Origin of the sequence: Brasilonema octagenarum UFV-OR1 (genome assembly GCF_963888615.1) — a bacterium.
Taxonomy (GTDB): Bacteria; Cyanobacteriota; Cyanobacteriia; order Cyanobacteriales; family Nostocaceae; genus Brasilonema; species Brasilonema sennae.
Genome location: NZ_CAWPKW010000346.1, coordinates 1 through 22,214 on the forward strand (window position 1 = coordinate 1; position 22,214 = coordinate 22,214).

General features: G+C 42.8%; 17 protein-coding genes and 1 tRNA gene. 12 read left to right on the forward strand and 6 right to left on the reverse strand.

The annotated features are described in order from the left end of the window. Positions 1 to 399 precede the first annotated feature (399 nt). The gene (locus AC5590_RS31200; protein WP_169267141.1) at positions 400 to 1,224 is read right to left on the reverse strand and encodes an LssY C-terminal domain-containing protein; all 825 of its coding nucleotides are present in this window, start codon (positions 1,222 to 1,224) and stop codon (positions 400 to 402) included. Positions 1,225 to 1,332: 108 nt separating this feature from the next. On the opposite strand from AC5590_RS31200, the gene AC5590_RS31205 reads away from it, so the two are divergent. The 6 genes from AC5590_RS31205 to AC5590_RS31230 all read left to right on the forward strand — a co-directional run bounded on the left by AC5590_RS31205 (position 1,333) and on the right by AC5590_RS31230 (position 12,013). Then, a complete protein-coding gene (locus AC5590_RS31205; protein ID WP_169267142.1) occupies positions 1,333 to 2,562 on the forward strand; it encodes an aminoacetone oxidase family FAD-binding enzyme in 1,230 nt (409 codons plus the stop codon). Positions 2,563 to 2,740: 178 nt separating this feature from the next. Next, the gene (locus AC5590_RS31210; protein ID WP_169267143.1) at positions 2,741 to 5,779 is read left to right on the forward strand and encodes a type I polyketide synthase; all 3,039 of its coding nucleotides are present in this window, start codon (positions 2,741 to 2,743) and stop codon (positions 5,777 to 5,779) included. Between the two features lie 22 nt (positions 5,780 to 5,801). Continuing rightward, positions 5,802 to 7,949, forward strand: a complete 2,148-nt coding sequence (locus tag AC5590_RS31215; RefSeq protein ID WP_169267144.1) for an AMP-binding protein — start codon at positions 5,802 to 5,804, stop codon at positions 7,947 to 7,949. Between the two features lie 30 nt (positions 7,950 to 7,979). Continuing rightward, positions 7,980 to 9,248 (forward strand): cytochrome P450, encoded by a 1,269-nt coding sequence (locus AC5590_RS31220; RefSeq protein ID WP_169267145.1) that lies wholly within the window; start codon positions 7,980 to 7,982, stop codon positions 9,246 to 9,248. A gap of 42 nt (positions 9,249 to 9,290) precedes the next feature. After that, positions 9,291 to 10,559 (forward strand): cytochrome P450, encoded by a 1,269-nt coding sequence (locus AC5590_RS31225; RefSeq protein WP_169267146.1) that lies wholly within the window; start codon positions 9,291 to 9,293, stop codon positions 10,557 to 10,559. A 146-nt stretch (positions 10,560 to 10,705) separates the two neighbouring features. After that, a complete protein-coding gene (locus AC5590_RS31230) occupies positions 10,706 to 12,013 on the forward strand; it encodes a phthiocerol/phthiodiolone dimycocerosyl transferase family protein (protein WP_169267147.1) in 1,308 nt (435 codons plus the stop codon). 142 nt (positions 12,014 to 12,155) lie between these two features. Here AC5590_RS31230 and AC5590_RS31235 read toward each other — a convergent pair whose 3' ends face one another. Continuing rightward, on the reverse strand, positions 12,156 to 12,893 hold the full coding sequence (locus AC5590_RS31235) for a 2-phosphosulfolactate phosphatase family protein (RefSeq protein WP_169267148.1): 738 nt from the start codon (positions 12,891 to 12,893) through the stop codon (positions 12,156 to 12,158). 333 nt (positions 12,894 to 13,226) lie between these two features. Between AC5590_RS31235 and AC5590_RS31240 the strand changes: the two genes are divergently transcribed. From AC5590_RS31240 to glpK, 5 genes are all read left to right on the forward strand, one after another. Continuing rightward, a complete protein-coding gene (locus AC5590_RS31240) occupies positions 13,227 to 13,646 on the forward strand; it encodes a BlaI/MecI/CopY family transcriptional regulator (RefSeq protein ID WP_169267149.1) in 420 nt (139 codons plus the stop codon). Beyond that, positions 13,646 to 14,485, forward strand: a complete 840-nt coding sequence (locus tag AC5590_RS31245; RefSeq protein WP_169267150.1) for a M56 family metallopeptidase — start codon at positions 13,646 to 13,648, stop codon at positions 14,483 to 14,485. Before AC5590_RS31240 ends, AC5590_RS31245 begins: the two co-directional genes overlap by 1 nt. Before the next feature lie 143 nt (positions 14,486 to 14,628). After that, positions 14,629 to 15,162, forward strand: a complete 534-nt coding sequence (rfaE2, locus tag AC5590_RS31250) for a D-glycero-beta-D-manno-heptose 1-phosphate adenylyltransferase (protein WP_169267151.1) — start codon at positions 14,629 to 14,631, stop codon at positions 15,160 to 15,162. A 1,154-nt stretch (positions 15,163 to 16,316) separates the two neighbouring features. Continuing rightward, positions 16,317 to 16,682, forward strand: a complete 366-nt coding sequence (locus AC5590_RS31255; protein ID WP_169267152.1) for a hypothetical protein — start codon at positions 16,317 to 16,319, stop codon at positions 16,680 to 16,682. A gap of 256 nt (positions 16,683 to 16,938) precedes the next feature. After that, positions 16,939 to 18,438, forward strand: a complete 1,500-nt coding sequence (gene glpK, locus AC5590_RS31260; protein ID WP_169267153.1) for a glycerol kinase GlpK — start codon at positions 16,939 to 16,941, stop codon at positions 18,436 to 18,438. A 115-nt stretch (positions 18,439 to 18,553) separates the two neighbouring features. Here glpK and AC5590_RS31265 read toward each other — a convergent pair whose 3' ends face one another. Both AC5590_RS31265 and AC5590_RS31270 read right to left on the reverse strand, forming a co-directional pair. Further along, positions 18,554 to 19,372, reverse strand: coding sequence for an alpha/beta fold hydrolase (locus AC5590_RS31265; RefSeq protein ID WP_169267154.1), 819 nt, complete (start codon positions 19,370 to 19,372; stop codon positions 18,554 to 18,556). 185 nt (positions 19,373 to 19,557) lie between these two features. Beyond that, on the reverse strand, positions 19,558 to 19,998 hold the full coding sequence (locus tag AC5590_RS31270; RefSeq protein WP_169267155.1) for a VOC family protein: 441 nt from the start codon (positions 19,996 to 19,998) through the stop codon (positions 19,558 to 19,560). A gap of 229 nt (positions 19,999 to 20,227) precedes the next feature. On the opposite strand from AC5590_RS31270, the gene AC5590_RS31275 reads away from it, so the two are divergent. Next, positions 20,228 to 20,725: a MarR family transcriptional regulator gene (locus tag AC5590_RS31275; protein ID WP_169267156.1), complete on the forward strand. Its 498-nt coding sequence runs from the start codon at positions 20,228 to 20,230 to the stop codon at positions 20,723 to 20,725. Positions 20,726 to 21,212: 487 nt separating this feature from the next. Here AC5590_RS31275 and AC5590_RS31280 read toward each other — a convergent pair. Beyond that, positions 21,213 to 21,284: transfer RNA gene (locus AC5590_RS31280), tRNA-Asn, on the reverse strand. Between the two features lie 381 nt (positions 21,285 to 21,665). Next, a complete protein-coding gene (locus tag AC5590_RS31285; RefSeq protein WP_169267157.1) occupies positions 21,666 to 22,214 on the reverse strand; it encodes an NYN domain-containing protein in 549 nt (182 codons plus the stop codon).

A 22,214-nucleotide genomic window follows, 5' to 3' on the forward strand; every position in this document is an offset into this window, starting at 1 on the left:
AAGAGCCCCCTGCTAAGAGCCGTCTTAATGATAAGTCTTTCACCGGACATGATATCAGCCCTGCTCTGAAAGTGGAGCGATCGTTTCCTTTGACCGACCCCCGGTTTGCAATACTACTCGGTTAATGAGGCTTTGCCAAACCCAACAAAACCAACATTTTGTGGGGTTGGATCGCACCGTTTGTTGGTGACACCTCCCTTCGGGGGACACCCCATAAATTGAAGATATAGATCCCCGACTTTTTGGAGAAGTCGGGAGTCTTGTTTTCATGTAAGCGCAAGCGCACGCCAGAGGCTAACGCGCAGGGTGCCCGCAGCGGCTCAGGATTTAGGACTGCGATATCATATACAAGTGTGTAAGTCCCAAAATATTGAAATACTTAGTTAATAGTGTCAATTACTACTGATTAGTCAATAAATGCCGCAACCATAACCAAGCTCGATTCTTGATCTCAACGGGAGCCGGATTGGTTAACCGGGTTGGGGTTATTGATTGAACGGTGTTATTGAGTGAAAGTACGCCAACTGTTAACTCTCCATCGGTGTTATACCAGTCGCCGCCGCCATTACGACCAAGCAAGGTTGCTCCTACTCCTGTCACTTGATACAGGTTAGTAAAAAGATGTGCTTTCTCAAGGCTTTGGATAAAGTTGTCTCGCTCTGCATCAATATTCGAGTCAATATGATGGGTAATTTGTCCTGTAAAGCGGCTGAGTTCAACACTGATATCAAATGTTGCACTACCAAGCCACAGAGGTCTGCCATCAGGGCTCAAATTGTTAGTCTGCCACAAGCGAACGTGATGACGTTCCTTGGCGCTGTTACCTACCGGTAGCTCAAATGCAAGATCCTGCTTGCGTCCCAAAAAGTATAAATTGCTAACAGGAGCATTAGGATAGGGACGCTTCAATAACACACTTTTGGCAATGCCAACGCTGGACTTAAAGGTAATTGGATCTGCCGGATACCAGCCTGCTGCCAGGATTGCCTGAACCACTTCAGCTTTTGTACCAACCAATCCAACATTGAGCGGGTCGCCAGGTATACCTTCAGCCGTTTGCGTGGTTTTGGGAGAATGCTCTAGTTTTGAGTTGTGCTCGTAATGACGCCATAGTGCAGGTAAAACAACATAAGCTAGCAGCAAATATAACCCAGGAATAACGATAAGCCAAATCCATAACCTGCGGTGATGTGACTGTACTGATGTTTGTACCTTACTGGGCATTGCCTTGTTTTAGTTTTTCTAGATCAAAGATGTTTATCATTACTATAAAGCAGGAATTGTTTACCGATGTCAAATGATGTCTAGTAAATAAGGAGCAGAAACGAGAAAGTGAAACCGCTACGGATCATAGTTGTAGGTGGTGGTGCGGGAGGTTTTTTTGGTGCAATCGCAGCAGCCGAAGCACATCCTAACGCGCAAGTGACAATACTTGAAGCCAGTCGCGAAGTCCTGGCAAAAGTCCGCATTTCTGGTGGCGGACGCTGCAATGTCACTCAAGCTTGTTTTGATCCGTCAGGACTGGTACAAAATTATCCCAGAGGCGGGAAAGCTTTGCTAGGTGCATTCACGCGCTTTCAAGCTAAGGATACAGTCGCTTGGTTTGCTACCCACGGAGTACCACTCAAAACCGAACCTGATGGTAGAATGTTTCCCCTGACTAATACTTCTGAAACTGTAGTCAACTGTCTGATAAATACAGCAAAAGCAGCTGGGGTAAACATACGTACAGAAACACTGATTGTTGCTGTCAAACAACTCAGCACTCCTAACTTTGAAATTTCTCTAAAGTCGGGAGAGATTTTGGAGTGCGATCGCCTACTCTTAGCCACAGGTAGCAACCCTGTCGGTTACAAAATAGCACAGAAGTTTGGACATACAATTGAACCACCAGTCCCCTCTTTATTTACCTTCAATATCAAAGATGAATTTGTTTTGAAGTTGGCTGGTGTGAGTGTTAACCCTGTGCGGTTGCGCTTAAGCATACCAGGATTTCCCCAATTAGAACAAACAGGACCATTGCTGATCACCCATTGGGGTTTTAGTGGTCCAGCTGTACTAAAACTTTCTGCGTGGGGTGCCAGAGTGCTGCACTCAAACAACTATCAAGCCACCTTAAATATTAATTGGGTACCCGATTTCCAGCCAGAAGAAGTCCGACAGAAATTACTAGCAGTCAAAAATGAAGTGGCAAAACGGGCGATCGCCCTACATCGCGGCGTAGACTTACCCCACCGCCTCTGGCAATACATTATCTCGCGTGCAGGTATCACACCAGAAGACCGTTGGGCAGAATTATCAAACAAAACACTCAACCAGTTGGTGCAAGAACTGACTCAAGGAGAATATCAAATAAAAGGCAAAGGAGTTTTTAAGGAAGAATTTGTCACCTGTGGCGGTGTCAACCTTAAAGAAGTCAACTTTAAAACAATGGAAAGTCGATTAGTTCCAGGGCTTTACTTCGCTGGAGAAATTTTGGATATTGATGGTGTCACTGGCGGCTTTAACTTTCAAAGTGCTTGGACAACCGGATATTTAGCGGGGTTGGGAGCAGTTAACTGAACTGCAAAAAGAAACGCAAAAATCATCTACTCTTTTGAATATTTTATTTTTTATAAAAATCCTTCAAAAGGAATAGAAGAAATCACGTGTGTAACGTCGTAAGATTACTTAAGATAAAGATTTTTAACTATACAGAGGTCTAAAACCAACATAATCGAGATTTTTAGCTTGACTGAAAATGTGTATTGAACCTCTTGCAATCATTGGTATTGGATGCCGTTTTCCGGGTGCAACTAATCCCGAAGCTTTCTGGCAGCTGCTCTGCAACAAGGTTGATGCTATCGCGCCCATTCTCTCCGAACGCCAGCATCTACATTCCTGCTTTATTCGTGACCCCACTTCATCGCAGTCGCAACTTATACAAGGTGGTTTTCTAGAGCAAATCGATCAATTTGACCCGCAGTTCTTTGGCATTGCCCCTCAAGAAGCTATCAGCATAGATCCTCAACAACGGCTGTTACTGGAAGTCACCTGGGAAGCGTTGGAAGATGCCGGGTTAATCCCTCAAAAACTTGCAGGAAGCGCAACGGGAGTTTTTGTTGGTATTGCCGGCTCTGATTACTACGAAATGATGGCACAAGCACGCACGACAAATCCCTATGCAGTTACTGGCAATCTCAGCAGTGTTGTTGCTAACCGTATTTCCTACGTGCTTAACTTGATGGGGCCGAGTTTGTCAATTAACACCGCTTGTTCCTCTTCTCTAATGGCAGTTCATCTTGCTTGTCAGAGTCTGCGTAGTCAGGAATCTAGCTTAGCTTTAGCCGCAGGCGTGAACATCACACTATTCCCTGAAGTGACAGCAAGCCTAACAAATGCAGGGTTGATATCGCCTACAGGACGTTGCAGAGCATTTGATGCTCAAGCCGATGGCTTCGTTCGTGGTGAGGGAGTTGGTGTTGTGGTTTTGAAGTTGCTATCTCAAGCATTGGCAGACTCTGACCCCATCTATGCAGTCATCCGGGGTAGTGCAGTCAACCAAGATGGACGCAGTCATGGACTGGGTGCTCCCAATCTCCAAGCACAACAAGCATTACTACGACAGGCTTATCAAAATGCTGGGATTTCACCAAGTTTAGTACAATATATCGAAGCGCAAGGTAGTGGAAGTTTGTTAGGGGATGGGATCGAACTCAAAGCCCTAGCAACTGTTTTAGGTGCGAATCGCTCTGTTGGAGATAAATGTCGAATCGGTTCCGTCAAAACCAACATTGGACATTTAGAAGCAGCCAGTGGAATTGCCGGATTGATTAAAGTGGCGTTGTCTCTCAAGTATGGACAGATTCCGCCAAACTTGCATTTTCAGCAGCCAAATCCGAATGTGGCGTTAGATAAACTGCCGTTGCAAGTGCAGCAAACTTTGGAGCCTTGGGGAAGCGATCGCCCCTGCATTGCAGGCGTGAGTACGTTCGGCTTTGGCGGTACAAACGCTCATATAGTGATGGAAGGAGCAGCCAGTAAAAGTCAAAAATCAAAAGTCAAAAGCCAAAAGGATGACGTAATTGAACGTCCTGTGCATGTGCTGACTTTATCTGCCAAAACTGAAACAGCATTGCGATCGCTAGCCCACCGTTATCACAAGTTTTTAGTTAATCATCCTGATGTGTCAATTGCCGATGTTTGTTTTAGTGCCAATACTGGCAGAACCTCATTTAACCATCGGCTCGCAGTTACTGGGGACTCTACAGGAAAATTTGCAGAGCGTTTGGAGGCGTTTGCATTATGTCAGGAGTCCGTCGGGTTAGTGAGTGGTTTGGTAAAGCCAAAGAAAGTTCCAAAAATCGGATTTTTGTTCACTGGAATGATTAACCAGACACTGGAACTGGATCGTCAACTGTACGAACAAGCGCCCATCTTTCGCCAAGTTATTGATCGCTGTAATGCGATCGCCCAGCCGTTACTCGGAAAGTCCCTTCTCGACTTTCTTTATCCCACAAGTGTTGGGGAAGCTCGTACCGATGAGATTGGCTACTGCACGGCATTATTGACGCTGCAAATAGCACTTTACGAGTTATGGAAATCTTGGGGGATTGAACCATCGGTTGTGATGGGAACAAGCTTGGGAGACTATGCTGCTGCCTGCGTTGCCGGGATTTTTAGTTTAGAAGATGCAATTAAGCTGTTAATCTCCGGGGAGGAGTATATCCAATCTCGCCTCCCAAAAGGGGGGATGCTATGCGTGTTTGCAGACGAAGAGCGAGTGGCAGCTGCAATTAAACCCTACGCTAACCAAATTGTTATTAGTGTCTTTGCCGGTCCGGTGGTTTTAATTTCCGGCGAGCAACAAGCAGTCAATGCAGTTATGGCTGTGATGCAAGCACAAGGAGTCACAACGCTTTGGTGGAATAGATCCTACGCCTTTCACTATCCTTTTATAGAACAGCCAGAGTCAAATGTTACTCAGTATGAGTCAGATTACACTTTCTCTGCTCCCCAAATCCCGATAATTTCCTGTGTCACAGGGCAGCTGTCTAGTGATGCCATGAGCATCATGGAGTATTGGAAGAATATGCTCCAAGAACCCGTGAGGTTTTCAACAGGGATGCAAACTATGTATCAGCAAGGAGTCACGGTATTTGTTGAGATTGGACCAAAGGCCGATCTATTGTCAATGGGCATCCTTTGTCTGCCTGAAGAAACTGGGGTTTGGCTTCCAAGTTTACGTCCGGGACAATCCAACTGGCAGCAATTGTTGTCCAGTTTGGTAGAACTTTATGTTTTAGGAATACCTGTTAATTGGTCAGAGTTTGATGGCGACTATTGCCGCGATCACTTACAACTACCCACTTATCCTTTTGAGCGACAAAGCTATTGGCTAGACAGCGATCTAGTTAGCAATCATCAGGAAACTGCATTCTCAACCTCTAAACATCAATCTTCTTTGACCAGTCAACCCACAGATTTAGATACACTCATCCCTGAATCGACTATTTCCCTAACGCGAGAGCAACTTGCGGCATACCCAGAAAAACAGCAGCAACTGCTTGAAGAATATTTAACAAAACAGATTACCAAAGTGTTGGGACTGGCTCCATCTCATCTAAATGTTGAGCAATCAATCAATACCTTGGGGTTGGACTCCTTGATGTCAACTCAACTAGTTAATAGCGTCAGAAAAGACCTCGCTTTAGAGTTGCCACGAGAGATGATGTTTAAAGACATCAATTTGATTGATTTAGTTCATCAATTACAGACCCAATTGACTTCCTCTTTTTAACTATTTCAAGTACAAAACAGCGATGTATCACGATTTATTTTCAGCAGATTCTCCACAAGAAGCGACTTTAGTTAACCTGTTACGTTATAGGGCGCAACAACAACCAAACCATGTCCCATATACCTTTTTGGTAGATGGAGAAACAGAAAAACTTAGCTTCACTTATGAAACATTAGACCAAAAAGCACGCGCCATTGGCGCATTGCTTCAAAGCATGGAAGCTTTTGGAGAAAGAGTGCTGCTTCTCTATCCACCTGGACTGGAATTTATTGCTGCTTTTTTTGGGGGTTTGTATGCAGGTGTAACTGTTGTGCCTGTGTATCCACCGCGAGGCAAACAGCGGATGACAAGATTGCAAGCTATTGCAAAAGACGCACAAGCAACTTTTGCACTCACCACCTCATCTGTCATGACTCAATTGGGAGAAAGATTCAAAGAAGAATCAGAATTAGCAGCTTTGCAATGTATAGCGACTGATAATATAGCTGAGAATTTAGCAAATGATTGGTATTTTCCTGAAATTAATAACGACTCACTGGCACTTCTCCAATACACATCTGGTACAACAGGAAACCCGAAAGGGGTGATGGTAAATCATGACAATCTACTCTATAATTCTGCTTTAATTTATCAAGCTTTTGAGCATACACCTGACAGTCGAGGTGTGATTTGGCTTCCTCCTTACCACGATATGGGGTTAATTGGTGGAGTCCTGCAGCCTGTATATGGAAGTTGTTCAGTTACGCTGATGTCGCCAGAGTCTTTCCTACAAAAACCTTTTCGCTGGCTAAAAGCTATTTCTGACTATCAAGCAACTACCAGTGGGGGGCCTAATTTTGCTTATGATTTGTGTGTTGATAAGATTACTCCCGAACAACGCCAACAGCTTGATTTGAGCAGTTGGGAGGTTGCTTTCAATGGTGCTGAACCTGTACGGGCGGAAACTATAGAGAAGTTTTCAGCAACATTTGCAGATTGTGGTTTTAAAAGAAGTGCTTTTTACCCCTGCTATGGAATGGCGGAAACAACCTTAATTGTGTCTGGAGGTTTGAAAAAAGAGCCGCCAGTGATTCGCTTTGTGCAAGATAAAGCTTTTAAGCAGAATCTAATTGTAACTACTACAAGCAAGGACGAAGATGCAAGAGCGATTGTTGGTGTTGGTCATAGTAGCTTAGACCAAAAAATTGTCATTGTTCACCCAGAATCATTAACTCGCTGTCTGGATGGACAAATAGGAGAGATTTGGGTTGCAGGACCGAGTGTGGCTGGTGGCTACTGGAACAAACCGGAAGAGACGCAACAAACTTTCAATGCTCAACTACAAAACACAAAAGAAGGGCCATTTCTACGCACTGGAGATTTAGGATTTTTACTCAATGGCGAACTATTTGTCACAGGTCGCCTCAAAGATATGATGATCATTCGAGGGCAAAATCATTATCCCCAGGATATTGAATTCACAGTTGAGAATAGTCATCCAGCACTGCGAGCAAACTGCGGGGCAGCATTTTCTGTGGAGATAGATGGTGTTGAGCAGCTAGTTATTACTCAAGAGATAGAACGTACTTACTTACGTCAGTTGGATGTAGATCAAGTTGTTAAGTCTATTCGTCAAGCAGTGTCAGAGCAGCACCAGTTACAAGTTTATGCGATCGTGCTGCTAAAGACGGCGAGCATCCCGAAAACTTCTAGTGGTAAAGTTCAGCGTCACGCTTGTCGAGTTGGATTTCTGGATAAAAGTTTGGATGTTGTCGGAGATTGGACTGCGAATCTTACGGAAACAGACTTACAACAACTTCAAGCAGAAGTAGACAACCTTTGGGAACAAGTGCATTCTTCAGATGTTAATTCAGATATTAATAAATCTGAGACTGAGCAGAAATCATTCAAACCAACTTTGACAGAAAAAGAAATCCAAACCTGGTTGATTTCTCATCTTGCCTTGTACCTGAACATACCTCCTGATGAAATAGACATTCAAGAACCTTTTACTGCATATGGTTTAGATTCAGCAGTGGCAGTCAGCATGACAGGTGAATTAGGTCAATGGATTGGCTGTGAACTTGCAATTATTCTTTTCTGGGAATACCCTAGCATCGAAATACTAGCGCAGTATTTAGCAGAGGAATATAATTCATTGTCATCAAGCAAATCTCCAGCTAGTGTTTGAAAAAATCTAAAAATTGAAAATTTGATAAATATGAACCAAGAAGCAATTAGTACTACAAAGACCGAAAAATTAGAGTCAGCAAAAGCATTCAACTTCAATCTTTTTGATCCTAAGTTTAACGCTAATCCTTATCCAACTTATCATCGCCTCCGAGAGTCAGAGCCGGTACATAGATACTTTATTGGAGGTGATTGGATCGTTACCCGCTATGCCGATGTCAAAGCAGTTTTAAAAAGTGGTTGTGTTCGGACTGATGATAGACCAAAATCAATACAAGAAAGAAACAAATATCTCAAAGACAAGCAAAAGAATCTAAATACTCTTGCTTATACCACCAGCCGATTTTTATTTTATATGAACCCACCAGACCATACTAAATTACGTGCATTGGTAGGTAAAGCCTTTTCTCCTGTAGTTGTTGAGCGTATGCGTCCTCAGATTCAGGAAATTGTGGATGAATTGCTTGACAAAGTTCGGCACAAGGGGAGTATGGACATTGTTGCCGATCTTGCCAGTCCACTTTCTGTCAGTGTAATTAGTAGGCTGTTGGGAATACCAAAAGAAGCTCAACAGCAGCTTCATCAGTGGACTAATGTTTTGTCTCGTATTTTAGATCCACTGGTGTCACTAGAAGAATATCAAGCGATGAATAAAGCTACAGAAGAGATTCAGGAATATTTACGTACTCTGATTGCCGAACGAGAAAAAGATCCACAAGAAGACTTGATTAGTAATTTGATTGCAGCTCAAGAGCAAAATGACAGGTTAAGTCAAAAGGATATATTGGCAATTTGCACATTGTTATTCGGGGCAGGTGAAGAAACTACAGGGAATACAATAGGCAATGGAATACTGGCATTGCTACAACACCCTAACCAAATAGAACAACTCAAAACAGAACCAACAAAAATCCAAAATGCTGTAGAAGAAATAATTCGCTATGATAGTGCAATTCAAATGTTAACGCGTATTGCTATTGATAATTTAGAAGTCGGTAACCGAACAATAAAAGCAGGTGAAAAAATAGTTCTTTGCTTGGGAGCTGCTAATCGAGATCCAGCCCAGTTCCCAGAACCCGACGAGTTAAATATTAATCGAGGACAAAATCAACACGTTGCTTTTGCTGATGGTATTCATTATTGTTTAGGAGCAGCATTAGCACGCGTGGAAGCGCAAATTGCTATTAATACACTAATTAAACAATTCCCTGATATAAAGTTAGCTTCAAACAAGCTAGAGTGGAAAAAGAGTATAGTCATACGTGGCTTAAAGGCTTTACCTGTAAGTTTTACAAAATAAGTCATTTCTATCAAGTTTGGATAATCACAGGAGATTTGTAAAATGGAGCCAATTGCCAATACAAATAAGACTCAAAAATCAGAGATTGCAAAAGCTGTCAAATTTAATCCTTATCACCCAGCGTTTCAAGCGAATCCTTATCCCATCTACCACCAACTGCGCTCTGTTGAACCAATACACCAGAGCTTTAAGGGTATGTGGGTAGTTACTAGCTATGCTGATGCCAAAGCAGTTTTGCGTGATCCTCGCTTTTGTGTTGATAAAATGCCAAACAATGTTAAACACAAAGGCAATTATTTGAAGCAGAAGGATTTCAATACACTTGCACAAGCCATTAGCAAATGGTTAATATTTTTAGATCCGCCAGAGCATACCAGGTTGCGAGGGCTGATTAGTAAAGCGTTTTCTTCTACAAGCGTCAAATTTCTGCGTCCCCAAATTCAACAAATCACTGATGAATTAATTAGCAAAATTCGCCATCAAGGCTACATGGATATAGTATCCGATTTTGCTTGCCCATTACCTTGCAATGTTATTGCCGCAATCCTGGGGGTACCTGTTGAAGATTGGTTGAAGTTGTATCATTGGTCTGATGAACTATCTAATATTTTAGATCCGCTCAGATCTCTGGAAGACTACGAGCAGATGAATAGAGTTGCGCTGGAATTTACAAATTACTTTAAAACCTTGATTCCACAACGCCAAAAAAGCCCGCAACAGGATTTGCTGAGTGCGTTGATTACAGTTAAAGAACAGGATAACAAGCTAAGTGAAGAAGAAATTATCTCTGTCTGTATGTTATTGTTCTTTACTGGTGAAGAAACGACAGTGAATCTCATAGGTAACGGTATGCTTGCCCTATTGCGTCACCCACAGCAGATGCAACAGATCAAGACACAACCAATGCTTATCCAAAGTGCTGTGGAAGAAATTCTACGTTATGATAGCCCAATCCAAATCACCACACGAGTGGCAACTGAAGACATTGATTTAGATGGTATTACTATTCGAGTTGGTGAGAAAGTTCTTGTTGTTTTAGGCGCTGCAAATCGCGATCCTGCACAATTTCCTGATCCAGATCGCTTTGATATTACACGAGTTAATAATAGTCACTTAGCTTTCGCTGATGGTATCCACTATTGTTTGGGTGCAGCATTGACGCGGATTGAAGGTGAAATTGCTATTAATGCTCTTGTGCAACAATTGCCTGATTTACAGTTATCACAAGATAAAGTTGAGTGGCGAAACAAAGTTGCTTTTCGCAGCCTCAAGGCTCTCCCCATTACCTTCAAGCCAACGAACGTACAATAATCAAATAAAAAATGTTTTACTAAACTACTAATTTCAAATTTACAGAGAGCCTAGAATCAAACTGGCTGCTGATCAAAGAAGAGTTAAACAGACTGTAACATGGTAATTCTACCCAAAGGACGCCGTTTTTTTGCGGTTAACGACTCATGACAAGCAACAGAAAACTTGCTCCTAACGAGCAAAGCATGGAAATTTTAAATCGTTGTGCAGGTTCTTTTAATATAGTAACGATTAGCCGCGTCAGGGGAGGCTTAAAAGAAGAAATAGTTAGACAAGCTCTTGACTTAATTCAAACTCGTCACCCGCGCCTTAATTCTCGTATTGTCGGTGCCTTAGATAGTCTATGCTTTGACTGTGGAGCAATAAAAATTCCTTTGCGTGTAGTCTCTAAGCAGTCTAGCGAGCAGTGGGAAGAAGTTGTTTTGTCAGAATTGAATCAACCTATTGAAAGTGATAAATGTCTAATACGCGCAGTATTAATTACGTTTCCCGATGAAAAACTAAATTATTTACTGACAATATTGCACCATGCTATATCAGATGGATTATCAACTGTTCAATTGCATTCAGAAATTTTGACTTACTGCCAGAAAATAGTAGACGGCGAAATAGAAGAGAGTCTTTCTAGCTTACATCCACTTCCTGATATTCAAGAATTGATGCCCAAATCAATGCAGGTAAAATTTACAGCAATAAAGAGCATTTTCTTTTTGTTGCGCTTCACGCTCAAACTAGGTTTGCATCGTCCTGAAACTCTAAAATTTGAGAAGTATGTTTCTCCAGAATTACGTCGTTGTAACATGGTTCAGAGAAAGCTTAATAAAGAAATTACTACACAGTTGATAGAATTTTGCAGAAAACAAAGAACAACGGTACAAGGTGCTTTATGTGCAGCAATGATGTTGGCAGTAGCCACAGAAATTAGAAGTAAAAATCAAGAAAAATTGCGCTTTAGTTGCTCCTCTGTTGTTGATTTAAGAAAACGCTTCAAGCCAGAAGTTAATCGGGAAAACTTAGGTATATTAACTTCGGCTATCACCACATTACATAACCTATACACAAATACATCTTTTTCGGATTTAGCACGGAATGTCAGACAACAATTAAAAGTCAGTTTAGAAAGTGAGGATATCTTTAGTATAGTATTGATGTCCAAGAAAATTTACGAGTCTCTTCTGTCTCGCCCAAATAAAGCACCCATGACAGTAAGTGTTACCAATATTGGTCGAATAGACATTCCCAGTGATTATGGTTTATTTAAACTTGAAGAGATTAGTTTTGTGCCTGCACAGGCAGTTTTTGGTGGTGTTTTTGGTGCTGCTATTACAACATTTAAAGGCACAATGATTTTAAATTTCATGTTTTCTGAGCCTTCAATTAGTAAGGGAAAAATCGAAACTTTAGTCAAGGATGCAATTTCTTGTATTGTCGATGCTTGTAATACCAATGGTTAAAGCAAGAGTTCCTTAACAGCCTCAGTAGTTCCATGAACGGATGTGTTTGACGTGAATGAAAAAAGCTTTGAACCCCTTCCCTGGTTGTTGTCTAGAAGGGGACAAATTGTAGAAGTCAAAAAGAATTGCTTGATTATTGATTTTACTTCTTACTAACTAAAACTCCTTGTTCCTGTTGTATGGGCAAGACATCTAAAATATCAGTTTGAGAACAATATTTCAGGTCTTCATCACAGTTCAGGCGCAACAGACGTTTGCCGTGACTTGCAAGATGAAGAAGTCCCAACAAGTTATCTTGCCATTGAGAGTAAAGAGCGATCGCGCTAATAACTTCATCGTTACCCGCCAGTTCATCTTGTGACAATTTGGTCTGCTGTACAACACTGTGAGCGATCGCACCTGCACAAGCCGTATCTTCTAGAGAAAAACTGCCTTCCCAACCTGAACCGACTATCCAAACTGTTTCTGGTTGCTTTTCCAACAGATATTGCACCACTGCTGCACGGTTGACAAAAGCAGCTGCAAGTACTGCTTTTGCATCCTGTATTCTTTGTAAAGCACGGGTGCCATTAGTGGTACTGATGAACAAGCGCCGTCCTTGTACAACTTCTGGGGTACAATCGAGAGGAGAATTACCCAAATCAAAGCCAGGAACTTTTGACCCGCCACGTTCTCCTGCTCGTAGGCGTTTTTCACTGGACCATTTTTCGCTAACTGCTAAAAGTTGATCCAAATCACTGAACACTTGGACAGCTTCACCTCCAGCTGCCAAAACAGTCGCCATTGTTGTCGTAGCTCGCAGTACATCGACTGCGATCGCGCATTCTGGCACTTTATCTGTTGGAGTTAATTCCGGAGTGTGGAAAATGAATAGCTTCACGCCTTGAGTACACCTGATTGAATACTACTGCCGAAAATAATATTTCTCCGTAACAAGCGTCAACCACCGTAGTGATAGTTTATGCAAGAATCAGAGTAATGAAGTTGATTCTCACTGCTGTTATCAACACACCAGTCTTCATCTGTTGGCAAATCAACGGTAATCTGAAATTAACAACAAATTTACAAAAACTGTGTTTGGCGTTCAAATTGCCCTCTACTAGCAAACTGAGGCTATTCCTGCTGATATGGTGACTAGTAGTAGTTAGTGGTGCTTTTGAGAACAACTAACTATTGACAATCTCCAATCCAAAACCCCAAATCCCAAATCGATATGGCACCTTTACCCAATTATCGCCCGAAACAACTGTCTGTTGGCCCGTTAGAATCAGAGATTTTGAATATCATCTGGGAACTCGGTTCAGGTACAGTTAAAGATGTGCACGACCGAATTCTAACTGACCCCAACCGAGAACTCGCTTATACATCTGTGACTACCGTACTGCGTCGCCTCACCGATAAAGGGTGGCTAGCCTGTATAAAAAAAGCACGAGCATACTATTGGCAGCCATTGGTGACAAAGCAGCAAGCAGACGTTATTAGAGCGCACGAACAGTTACAGCGATTTTTGGCGGTGGGAAACCCCGATGTTATTGCTGCTTTTGCAGATAGTTTGGATGAAACTGCTTCTGAGCAAATACAGGCGATCGCCAAACGCATTCAAGCCGCACGCCAAGCCAGGGAGGAACAATAATGCATCTAATAATGATTGTGGCTGCAATAATCGTTGTTTATTGGATAAGATGCCAATGGACACAACCCCAAGCAACTTGGAATAAACGATGGCAATATGCCCTATTTTTGTTTTTCTTTCCACCGTTGCTCATTTTCATGACGGCGATCGCCGTCATTTGCATGGGACCCCAAGGTCAAATGAGCGGGTTACAGACAGGTTGGTTGAGCTATGTTCTAGCATTTATTAGTCTTGCTTTTTGTGCAATTTTATGCATAAAACTAGCATGGGGAGGATGGCAGTCTGTGAAATCCGCTCGCAACTGTTCCCTGGTTGATGTTGCAGGTAGACAAGTAAGAGTTCTAGATACAGGGGTACCGTTTGCCGGTCAAATTGGATTTTGGCAACCCGAACTTGTCCTCAGCCAAGGACTGCTGCACACTCTCTCACCAGAACAATTGGAAACTGTCTTAGCACACGAACAAGGACATTACCATTACCGGGATACATTCTGGTTTTTCTGGCTGGGTTGGGTACGTTCCTGTACCGCGTGGTTACCAAACACAGAAGCTTTGTGGCAAGAGTTGTTAGCCTTGCGCGAACTACGCGCTGATGCACACGCTGCTTCACAGGTAGATCCTTTACTGCTTGCAGAATCACTTTTGTTGGTGGTTAGCAGCCCGCCTATATCCTCAGAAATTTGCTGTGCTGCATTGGGTTCTAGTCACGTAGATCGTTTAGAACAGAGGATAGAAGCCCTGTTAGCACAGCCAGAACCAGTTCCAGAAGTTCAATTACAATCTTGGAATAGTTACCTGCTGGCGTTTGTGCCTCTGGTTACTGTAATATTTCATACGTAGTTCATTTTTTTGATCTCAAGTAGAGTGCGTTCACAAAGTGCGCACTCTATTTTTTTTGTTTCAAGTGTCATCGCAGACTTGCCACATCAGTCCAGATATCACTAAAGTATCTGAGAATAACGAATCATTAGACTAAAGAAATTATGACTCCCTCCCTACCTCACTCTCTCTCTCCCTGTCCACTCCCTACCTCTTACAAACATATTTGTGATTTAGACCAACTCATTGTCCTTGTCTCCTCCCATCGCATCGCAGGAGGTAAGATAGTTTTCACTAATGGTTGTTTTGATATACTTCACGCAGGACACGTCTCCTATCTTCAACGCGCCAAAGCATTAGGCGACATTCTGATTATTGGTGTTAACTCCGACAACAGCATTCGCCGTCTCAAGGGATCAACTCGTCCCATAAACCCGTTAGAAGATAGGATGCAGGTTCTGGCTGCACTAGCTTGTGTTGATTATCTCATTCCTTTTGAAGAAGATAGCCCCAGTTACCTTATTAGCAAGCTGCGCCCCAATATCTACGTCAAAGGCGGCGACTATACGAAAGAAACTTTACCAGAAACACCCGTAGTAGAAAACTACGGTGGAGCGATTGAATTCTTGCCCTTTTTAGAAAATCGTTCAACAAGTAAAATCATTGAACGGATTTCCCAAGGTAAAAATGATTTATAAGCAATACCTTCGCCAATTAAGGAGGCTTGATATAGAAAAAATTCAGATAAGTAGGTCGGTACAAATAAAGTTAACTAGTCAAGGCAGTCATTAGTCATTGTAAGAGTTTCAGAGTTTTCACATTTCTTAACATAGTTCGGTTTATTCTTACCTACCTACTTAATACAGATTTATTTTTCCCATCCGGCAAAAAACTGAGTCAATAAAATCCTGTATGGTTTTTGTGGAAGTAATTTTGACTGTCCTGTATGTCTGGGTCAGGATTTTAGGTTTTGCCTAATAATTAAGCATAGGCAAGTCTATGGCTGTTTTGGCAAAAGTTAGACTACCTCTTTTTTTGGTAAAAGTATTGATAAGCAATTAAATATTTCGGCTGGTGCTGCGCCCATATAACGTTAGTAGCTTACCAAAAAAGTGGGTGATGCTCTTTCACCAAAATCCTGATATATTTCACTCTCCCAACTTCCGCAACTTCCGCAACTTCCCCTGCTTACTCATATGTATCAACTTTAAAGTGAAACGGTATGAAATCCCCGTCCTTCCTGGACGGCTTTTATTTATTTTTTGTCCCAAGAACTACGTGATATCTTTGAATTTAAATTCCTATCAAGGAGATTTTGTCAAAAGTTTGTGGTTCAAAAACTCTTGGGTGGATGAACTGTGGTTCGCCATTTTACGTGAAAGATGAAAATACACTTAACTCTAAAGTATATAAAAAAGTCACTGTGTAGAGTTTTATTTTGACTTCACAAATATCTATAAATTGGAGAAATCTTTGATAATTTGCTCCAAAAAATGTATTTTTTATCACTTTTCTTTTTTACTAATATAGTTTACTTGGAGTAGTGATTGAGTCTGAAAGTTCCTTTATAGGAGGTTTTCTATTTTTTATTTTAGGTGACATAACTCTTCATATACTGATTTTTAGGAATTTTTACCTTATTTTATAAAACTGCGTAATGCATGTGTTTTAAGTAGTTTTTATCTCAACTTGTCGAGCGTGAAAAAGTAGAAAAAAGAGTGAATATCTCAATACCCACCAGTTAACTAGATTACCTTGAAAAGATATCATAACACTAGTTTCTTATGACAACATCAGATATAAAATCAGGGAGAAGTACTTACTTTAATGTTAAGAGGAGTGATTAGTTAAGATGAGTAAGCTTCTTAAAACCATTGCAGCCTCCCTAGTTTTTGGTATGGCAGTTGCTGCACCAGTAGCTACATTTCCATCATTAGTCCAGGCACAAATGCCCGCAACTACAACCACCCCTACACCGACAGGTACAGCCACCCCCACACCAACAGGTACAGCTAAACCTCGCACCACAGGAGGCAAAAAAACTCCTGCCAAAAAACCTACCACAGGAACAACTAATAAACCAGGTACCAGAGGAACAACCAGTAAACCTACCACAGCAACACCTACAAGCTCGCCTACACCTGGTTCAACGACACCTTATACTGGTGGGCCTACACCCACAAGTTCACCTACGCCCACAACAACACCAACAAGGTAAAAAGTAAAAACGGTTAGGCAAGATAGGTGATCGCATAGCGCGCCCTATGCCCCAAACAAGCTTCGCTTGGTTGCCCCAAATCGGAGATTTTGGGGAGAGGGGTTTCTTGAAGGAAACCCCTCTGGGCATATACCGGCGATCGCGCCATTCAATATTGATACAAAATTGATACAAAAGCTCCATGTGCATAATGCCTTGGAGCTTTGTTATTGCTTGTGAGTTAAAGTTATTAACACAACAATATCTCTCAATTTATATGCAAAAATCGGGCTACATCCTGGCATTGGATTTGGGTACAACAGGTAACCGTGCCTTTTTGTTTAACGCAGATGGTAAGATTGTTGGTCAGGCATATCAAGAACTGACACAGTTTTATCCTCAGCCTGGATGGTTGGAACATGATCCATTAGAAATTTGGCAGGCAACTTGCTGGGTGATGCAAACTGCGATTAAAAATGCCCAGATTGCTCCTGATGAAATTATCGCTGTTGGACTAACAGTACAGCGGGAAACTTGCTTAATTTGGGATAAAACAACTGGTCAACCTCTCCATAGGGCGATCGTCTGGCAAGATCGCCGCACTGCTCCTTTATGCCATCAGTTACAAGAGCAAGGATATGCGCAGGAGATTTCAGATCGCACAGGACTCATTGTTGATGCCTATTTTTCAGCCACAAAGCTGTCATGGCTGTTAGAGCATTTTCCAGGCGTTGACCTCACAAATATTTTAGCTGGAACGATTGATACCTGGGTGCTGTGGAACCTAACGGGTGGAAAAGTTCACGCCACTGATCACAGCAACGCCAGCCGTACCATGCTGATGAATTTGGCAAGGTGTGAGTGGGATGAAACACTGCTGACTCTGTTTAAGATACCTCGTCATATCCTGCCCCAAATTCAGCCTAGCTTGGGAACTTTTGGAGTGACTGATGCTAGCTTGTTAGGCGTTGAAATTCCCATCACTGCCATTTTGGGAGATCAACAAGCTGCTTTGTTTGGACATGGCTGTCATTCTCCCGGATTGATGAAATGTACTTATGGTACTGGGAGCTTTTTAGTCGCTCACACTGGTTCTCAAATCGTGCGTTCACAACATCAACTTTTGAGTACTTTGGCATGGACTCAAGCAAACACAAACGCAACTTTGGACGTGAGCTATGCATTGGAAGGTAGCATATTCACGAGTGGGGCTTGCATCAAATGGCTACGCGATCGCATTACTCTAATCACAACTGCCGCTGAAACTGAGGTGCTCGCAAATCAAGTCACAGATAACGGCGGAGTTTACTTTGTGCCTGCATTTAGTGGATTAGGTGCTCCTCATTGGGATATGAGTGCTAGGGGAGCCTTTTTTGGAATTACTGCAATGGTACAGCGCGAGCATTTGGTACGTGCAGTACTGGAGGCATTGGCTTACCAAGTTCAGGAAGTTGTACAGGCAATTCAAGGATCCAACACTATTCCCATCGAACGACTGAGTGTGGACGGTGGTGCCTGTGAGAATAACTTCCTCATGCAGTTCCAAGCAGATGTGTTAGGGATACCAGTTGAACGTCCAGCGATACGCGAAATGACAGTCCAAGGTATCGCGTTTGCAGCAGGTCTTGCTGCTGGATTTTGGGATAGTGATCACGTACTCGTGCAGCAACGACAAATTGAACGCGTGTTTTTACCTGGTGTGGGGAGAAATCACGCTTTGGAAAACTTTATAACTTGGCAAAAAGCAGTTGAACGCGCTAAGAACTGGACTGATTAATTGCAGCGATCTGCAATCATCCACTTCAACCAGAATTAATTGCAACTAGCCTAAACGCCTTTATTGCAGGTTGCTACACGTAGGTTTCGGGTTCCTTGCTATTCGCGGGCGAAAGTTATGATGCAGAACCACAAAGAAAGTATTCAATTGCGTCTGCGACTTCCTGCGTAACTTCGACAGAAGGCAAATGGCTCCTCGAACTCGATCTATAAATGTGATACCAGTGGAATTTATTTGCAAAAACTTGTTGTGCTTCAAGATATTTGGTGTCATCCGGTAGGGAATAAAGGCTCTTCATTTGCGTTGGTGAGTAAATATTGAGCACTGTTGGAAATGAACCAAGCGTCTCAAGCGCCTGCAAAGCACTGCCAAATTCTCTGTATGACCTGCCTATTTCTCGACCCGCGCGCGACCACATGTCGAAATCGTAATTTGTCATAAACTCATGGAAGGGTTTGGCGAGGTTAAGATCACCTACCGACCAACCGATGAATAGTGCGTCACGCGCACTTTGCCATTGATCGGGCTTTTGTATCTTATCCAAGGTCTCAAAGAATATCTCAGGCGGCTCAATAATGATCCACTCCAGAAAGACCATCTTTGGAACGCGATGAACCAACCTACGCCTTAGTTCAATCGCTATCCATCCAGCGTGTGCTACTGAAACTGTGACGAATTCATTTATGTTAAGTGAATCTACAAGCTTAATAGTTTCACGGATCATATCTTCACTGCCAAAGTCTCCCTCTGGACGCCGTGATTCGTTATGTCCCAGTAAATCAACATTGATAACTCTTCGCTTTTTGCTTTCGATTTCCGCAAATGCTGCCAATATCCCTCGGTCAGCACACCATCCTGGAAACAAGAGTAAGGCAGGTTCGCCTGCTCCTATGTCGTCGAAAGCAAGTTTTGATTCTCCAATTAGCTCATCCATACATACATCCAATACCATTGTATTGCCAAAATTTTTTGAGGACGGGGCGTGGGTAGCATTCGCGTTCTAAACCGCCTGGGAGTAGCAACGGATGCTGGAGCGCGAAGTGGATTACTGTAGCTTAAGTTTCACTTCGTTCAACGCAACACCCGCGTTCCTTAGTTGGGTTTTGCGCTTTGTCAGCATCAATAGAATGTCCACAGACCTGGAGTGATCAATTCAAGGAGGTGTTCATCCGGATCTCGGAAATACAGGCTCCAGCCACCCTGTTTCCAATGAACCTTGCTGTCGATGGCGATACCTCGGGAAGCCAGTCGTTTTTCCCAAAACTCTAGCTCGGACGCTGCAATTGAGAACGCTACATGCAAGCGACCACTTCCACCATGAGGAGGAATCACCCCCTCTACCGTACCGACGGGAGATGTTGTCCTCCCAGGCTCTTGAGCGATGCTCTTGGGGAACAGGATGAGGGCTTGTCGGTTGGGCACCCGGAGCACACAGATCATTTCATCCATGATCTCTTTCTCAAATCCGAATAGGTCTTTATAGAACTCAACTGAGTGTGGCAAGTCTTCGACATATAGCACGGATTCAACAATCCCATTGACGGTTTGCTTCTGGGTCATGGAATATAGCCTCTTCAAGAATAGCTACTATTGACTCTTAAATTATAGTAATAGATATTTAGACGTTAAACTATTTATGGTCTAAAATACACATAAAGTAATATTTAGGGCTAAAATATTAATGGTTGAACTCGCCGCTCTACTCATGGTCTTAAGTTGCTAGAGTGTTGTTTTTGGGCGGTTTAACAGTTCTTGGTCACTCAGTCGTAGGCAACTCACAAAGTTAAAGATGAACAAAGCAGATAGGATTAGACAAGTAGCGCTCGACTGGCAAGTGACGCGACCGGAAATCGACCCACGCCCGATGGTGCGAGTGCTGGCAGTGCTTCGTTTAGCCCTAGAACTCGAAAAGGCGACTGAAAAGCTCTTTGCCCGGTATGACTTGAATACGGCAACGTTTGGAGTCCTCGCAACACTGCGCCGTTCTTCGCCACCTGAGGGGATGACCCTTTCTCAATTAGCTCAATTTGTCCTAGTCACACCAGCTTCCATCACCAATCGCGTTGATCGTTTGGAAGCACGGGGTTTAGTCGAGCGGTATGATGCTACAAATGATCGACGGTGTTGGTTAGTGCGTCTGACTCAGAAGGGATATGACCTCATCAATGAACTGATTCCGCAACATGTGGAGAATGAGCGCCAGTTGCTTTCTGGTTTAAATGAGCAGGAACAGGAGCAACTTTATTTGCTACTACTTAAGCTACTGGCAAGTCTAGAGGATGACTAAAATTGGTTTTCAGACAACGGGGAATCGTGCTTTCTCTGTTGTTAAAATGGCATGTCATATTTGTAGCGACCTAGAATTGCAATTATAATATTTGCTCTAAGCTGCTCTCAAAGAAGAATTTCAGGCAGAATTGTTTCTAACTGGAGAAGTGATAAGTCCGCTTGTTTAACTGCAACTAATTGCCAAAAAAACGGGCGTTACTGATTTTAAGTATGAATCTAGTTTTGTCATGCTGAATGCAGCGTAAGCGCAAAGTGCACGCCAAGGGCGAACGCGCAGCGTGTCCCCTTGGGACTCAGCGAAATGCAGACACGAAATGGCTTCCCGCAAGCTAGCATCTACCAGGATTCTAAGCGCCAAAGGCGCACGCTTCGCGAACGCTTCACTTCGTTACGCTCAGAATGACAATTCATACCCTGATTCAGCAACGCCAAAAAACGACAGTTTTATGTAGGAAATTCGCTAGAACTTTATTTATCTTTTTTAACTCCCCAGGCGGGATTCGAACCTGCGACCAATCGATTAACAGTCGATCGCTCTACCACTGAGCTACTGAGGAACGCTCTGAATAATAATAATAGTTGTTAAATAAGGATTTGGCAAGTACTTTTGGAAAATTTTTTGGATTTTTTTTGGTAGACGCGAAACAGTAGTATTTGCAAGCCTTTGCCGTTCACAGTTCCTCTCAACCAGCAGGAGAAAGTTAAAAACACAGGTACTGGCTCTCAAAACTCAAAACTCACAGATGATTTATAAAGTAAACCTTAAATTGTAGGGTGCGTTCACATTTAACAGGTGCCGTATCTCCTCCACAAGGAAGCTGTCTTTGTAAGTTCCGTTCGCTTTGTGCGTGTCCTGTGGAGATCAGGACAAAGCGCAAAGGCAAAGCGAACGCGCAGCGGGCAAGGAAGGGCATATAATAATGAGACGCGTGAATGTTTTATAGTCCCATACGCATCTGAGCTAAACGTTGACGTGCCTTGGCGTCGATAGAATTAGCTAAGAACCTTGTGTTAGAATGTTTTCGTACCTTAGATTTTTGCCGCACACGACAAACAGTGGCTTCTACCTGATAACACAGTTGCTGTGCTGACATCCATTCAGCCCCGTACCCTTGTACCATCAACTGTTGTGCTCGATCTGATGTAGCAACAATCATCCGAGAAATAAGAGATTGGGCTAGTGAGGAGCGTAAAGATGCACAGACTTTTTCGATGTAAGTGTCTGCTGTCTGCGCAAACTCTGTATAATGAACCGATAGAAGCTCTGTGATAATTTGTCTGCTGCTACAGCTGTTTTGATATTGAGCGTCGAATACGACTTGAGTCTCATAACCTTGAAACGCACTGTAGCCAATCAAAGCTTCGATTAATTCGTAACGGGCTGCCTCTAATCCAGCAGTGTCACGGGTTATTTTCAAGCAAGACCAAGTGCCTATGATGTTGTAGCCGTCCACAAGCAAAACGGCTCGGGGTAAGGAAGAGAGCAT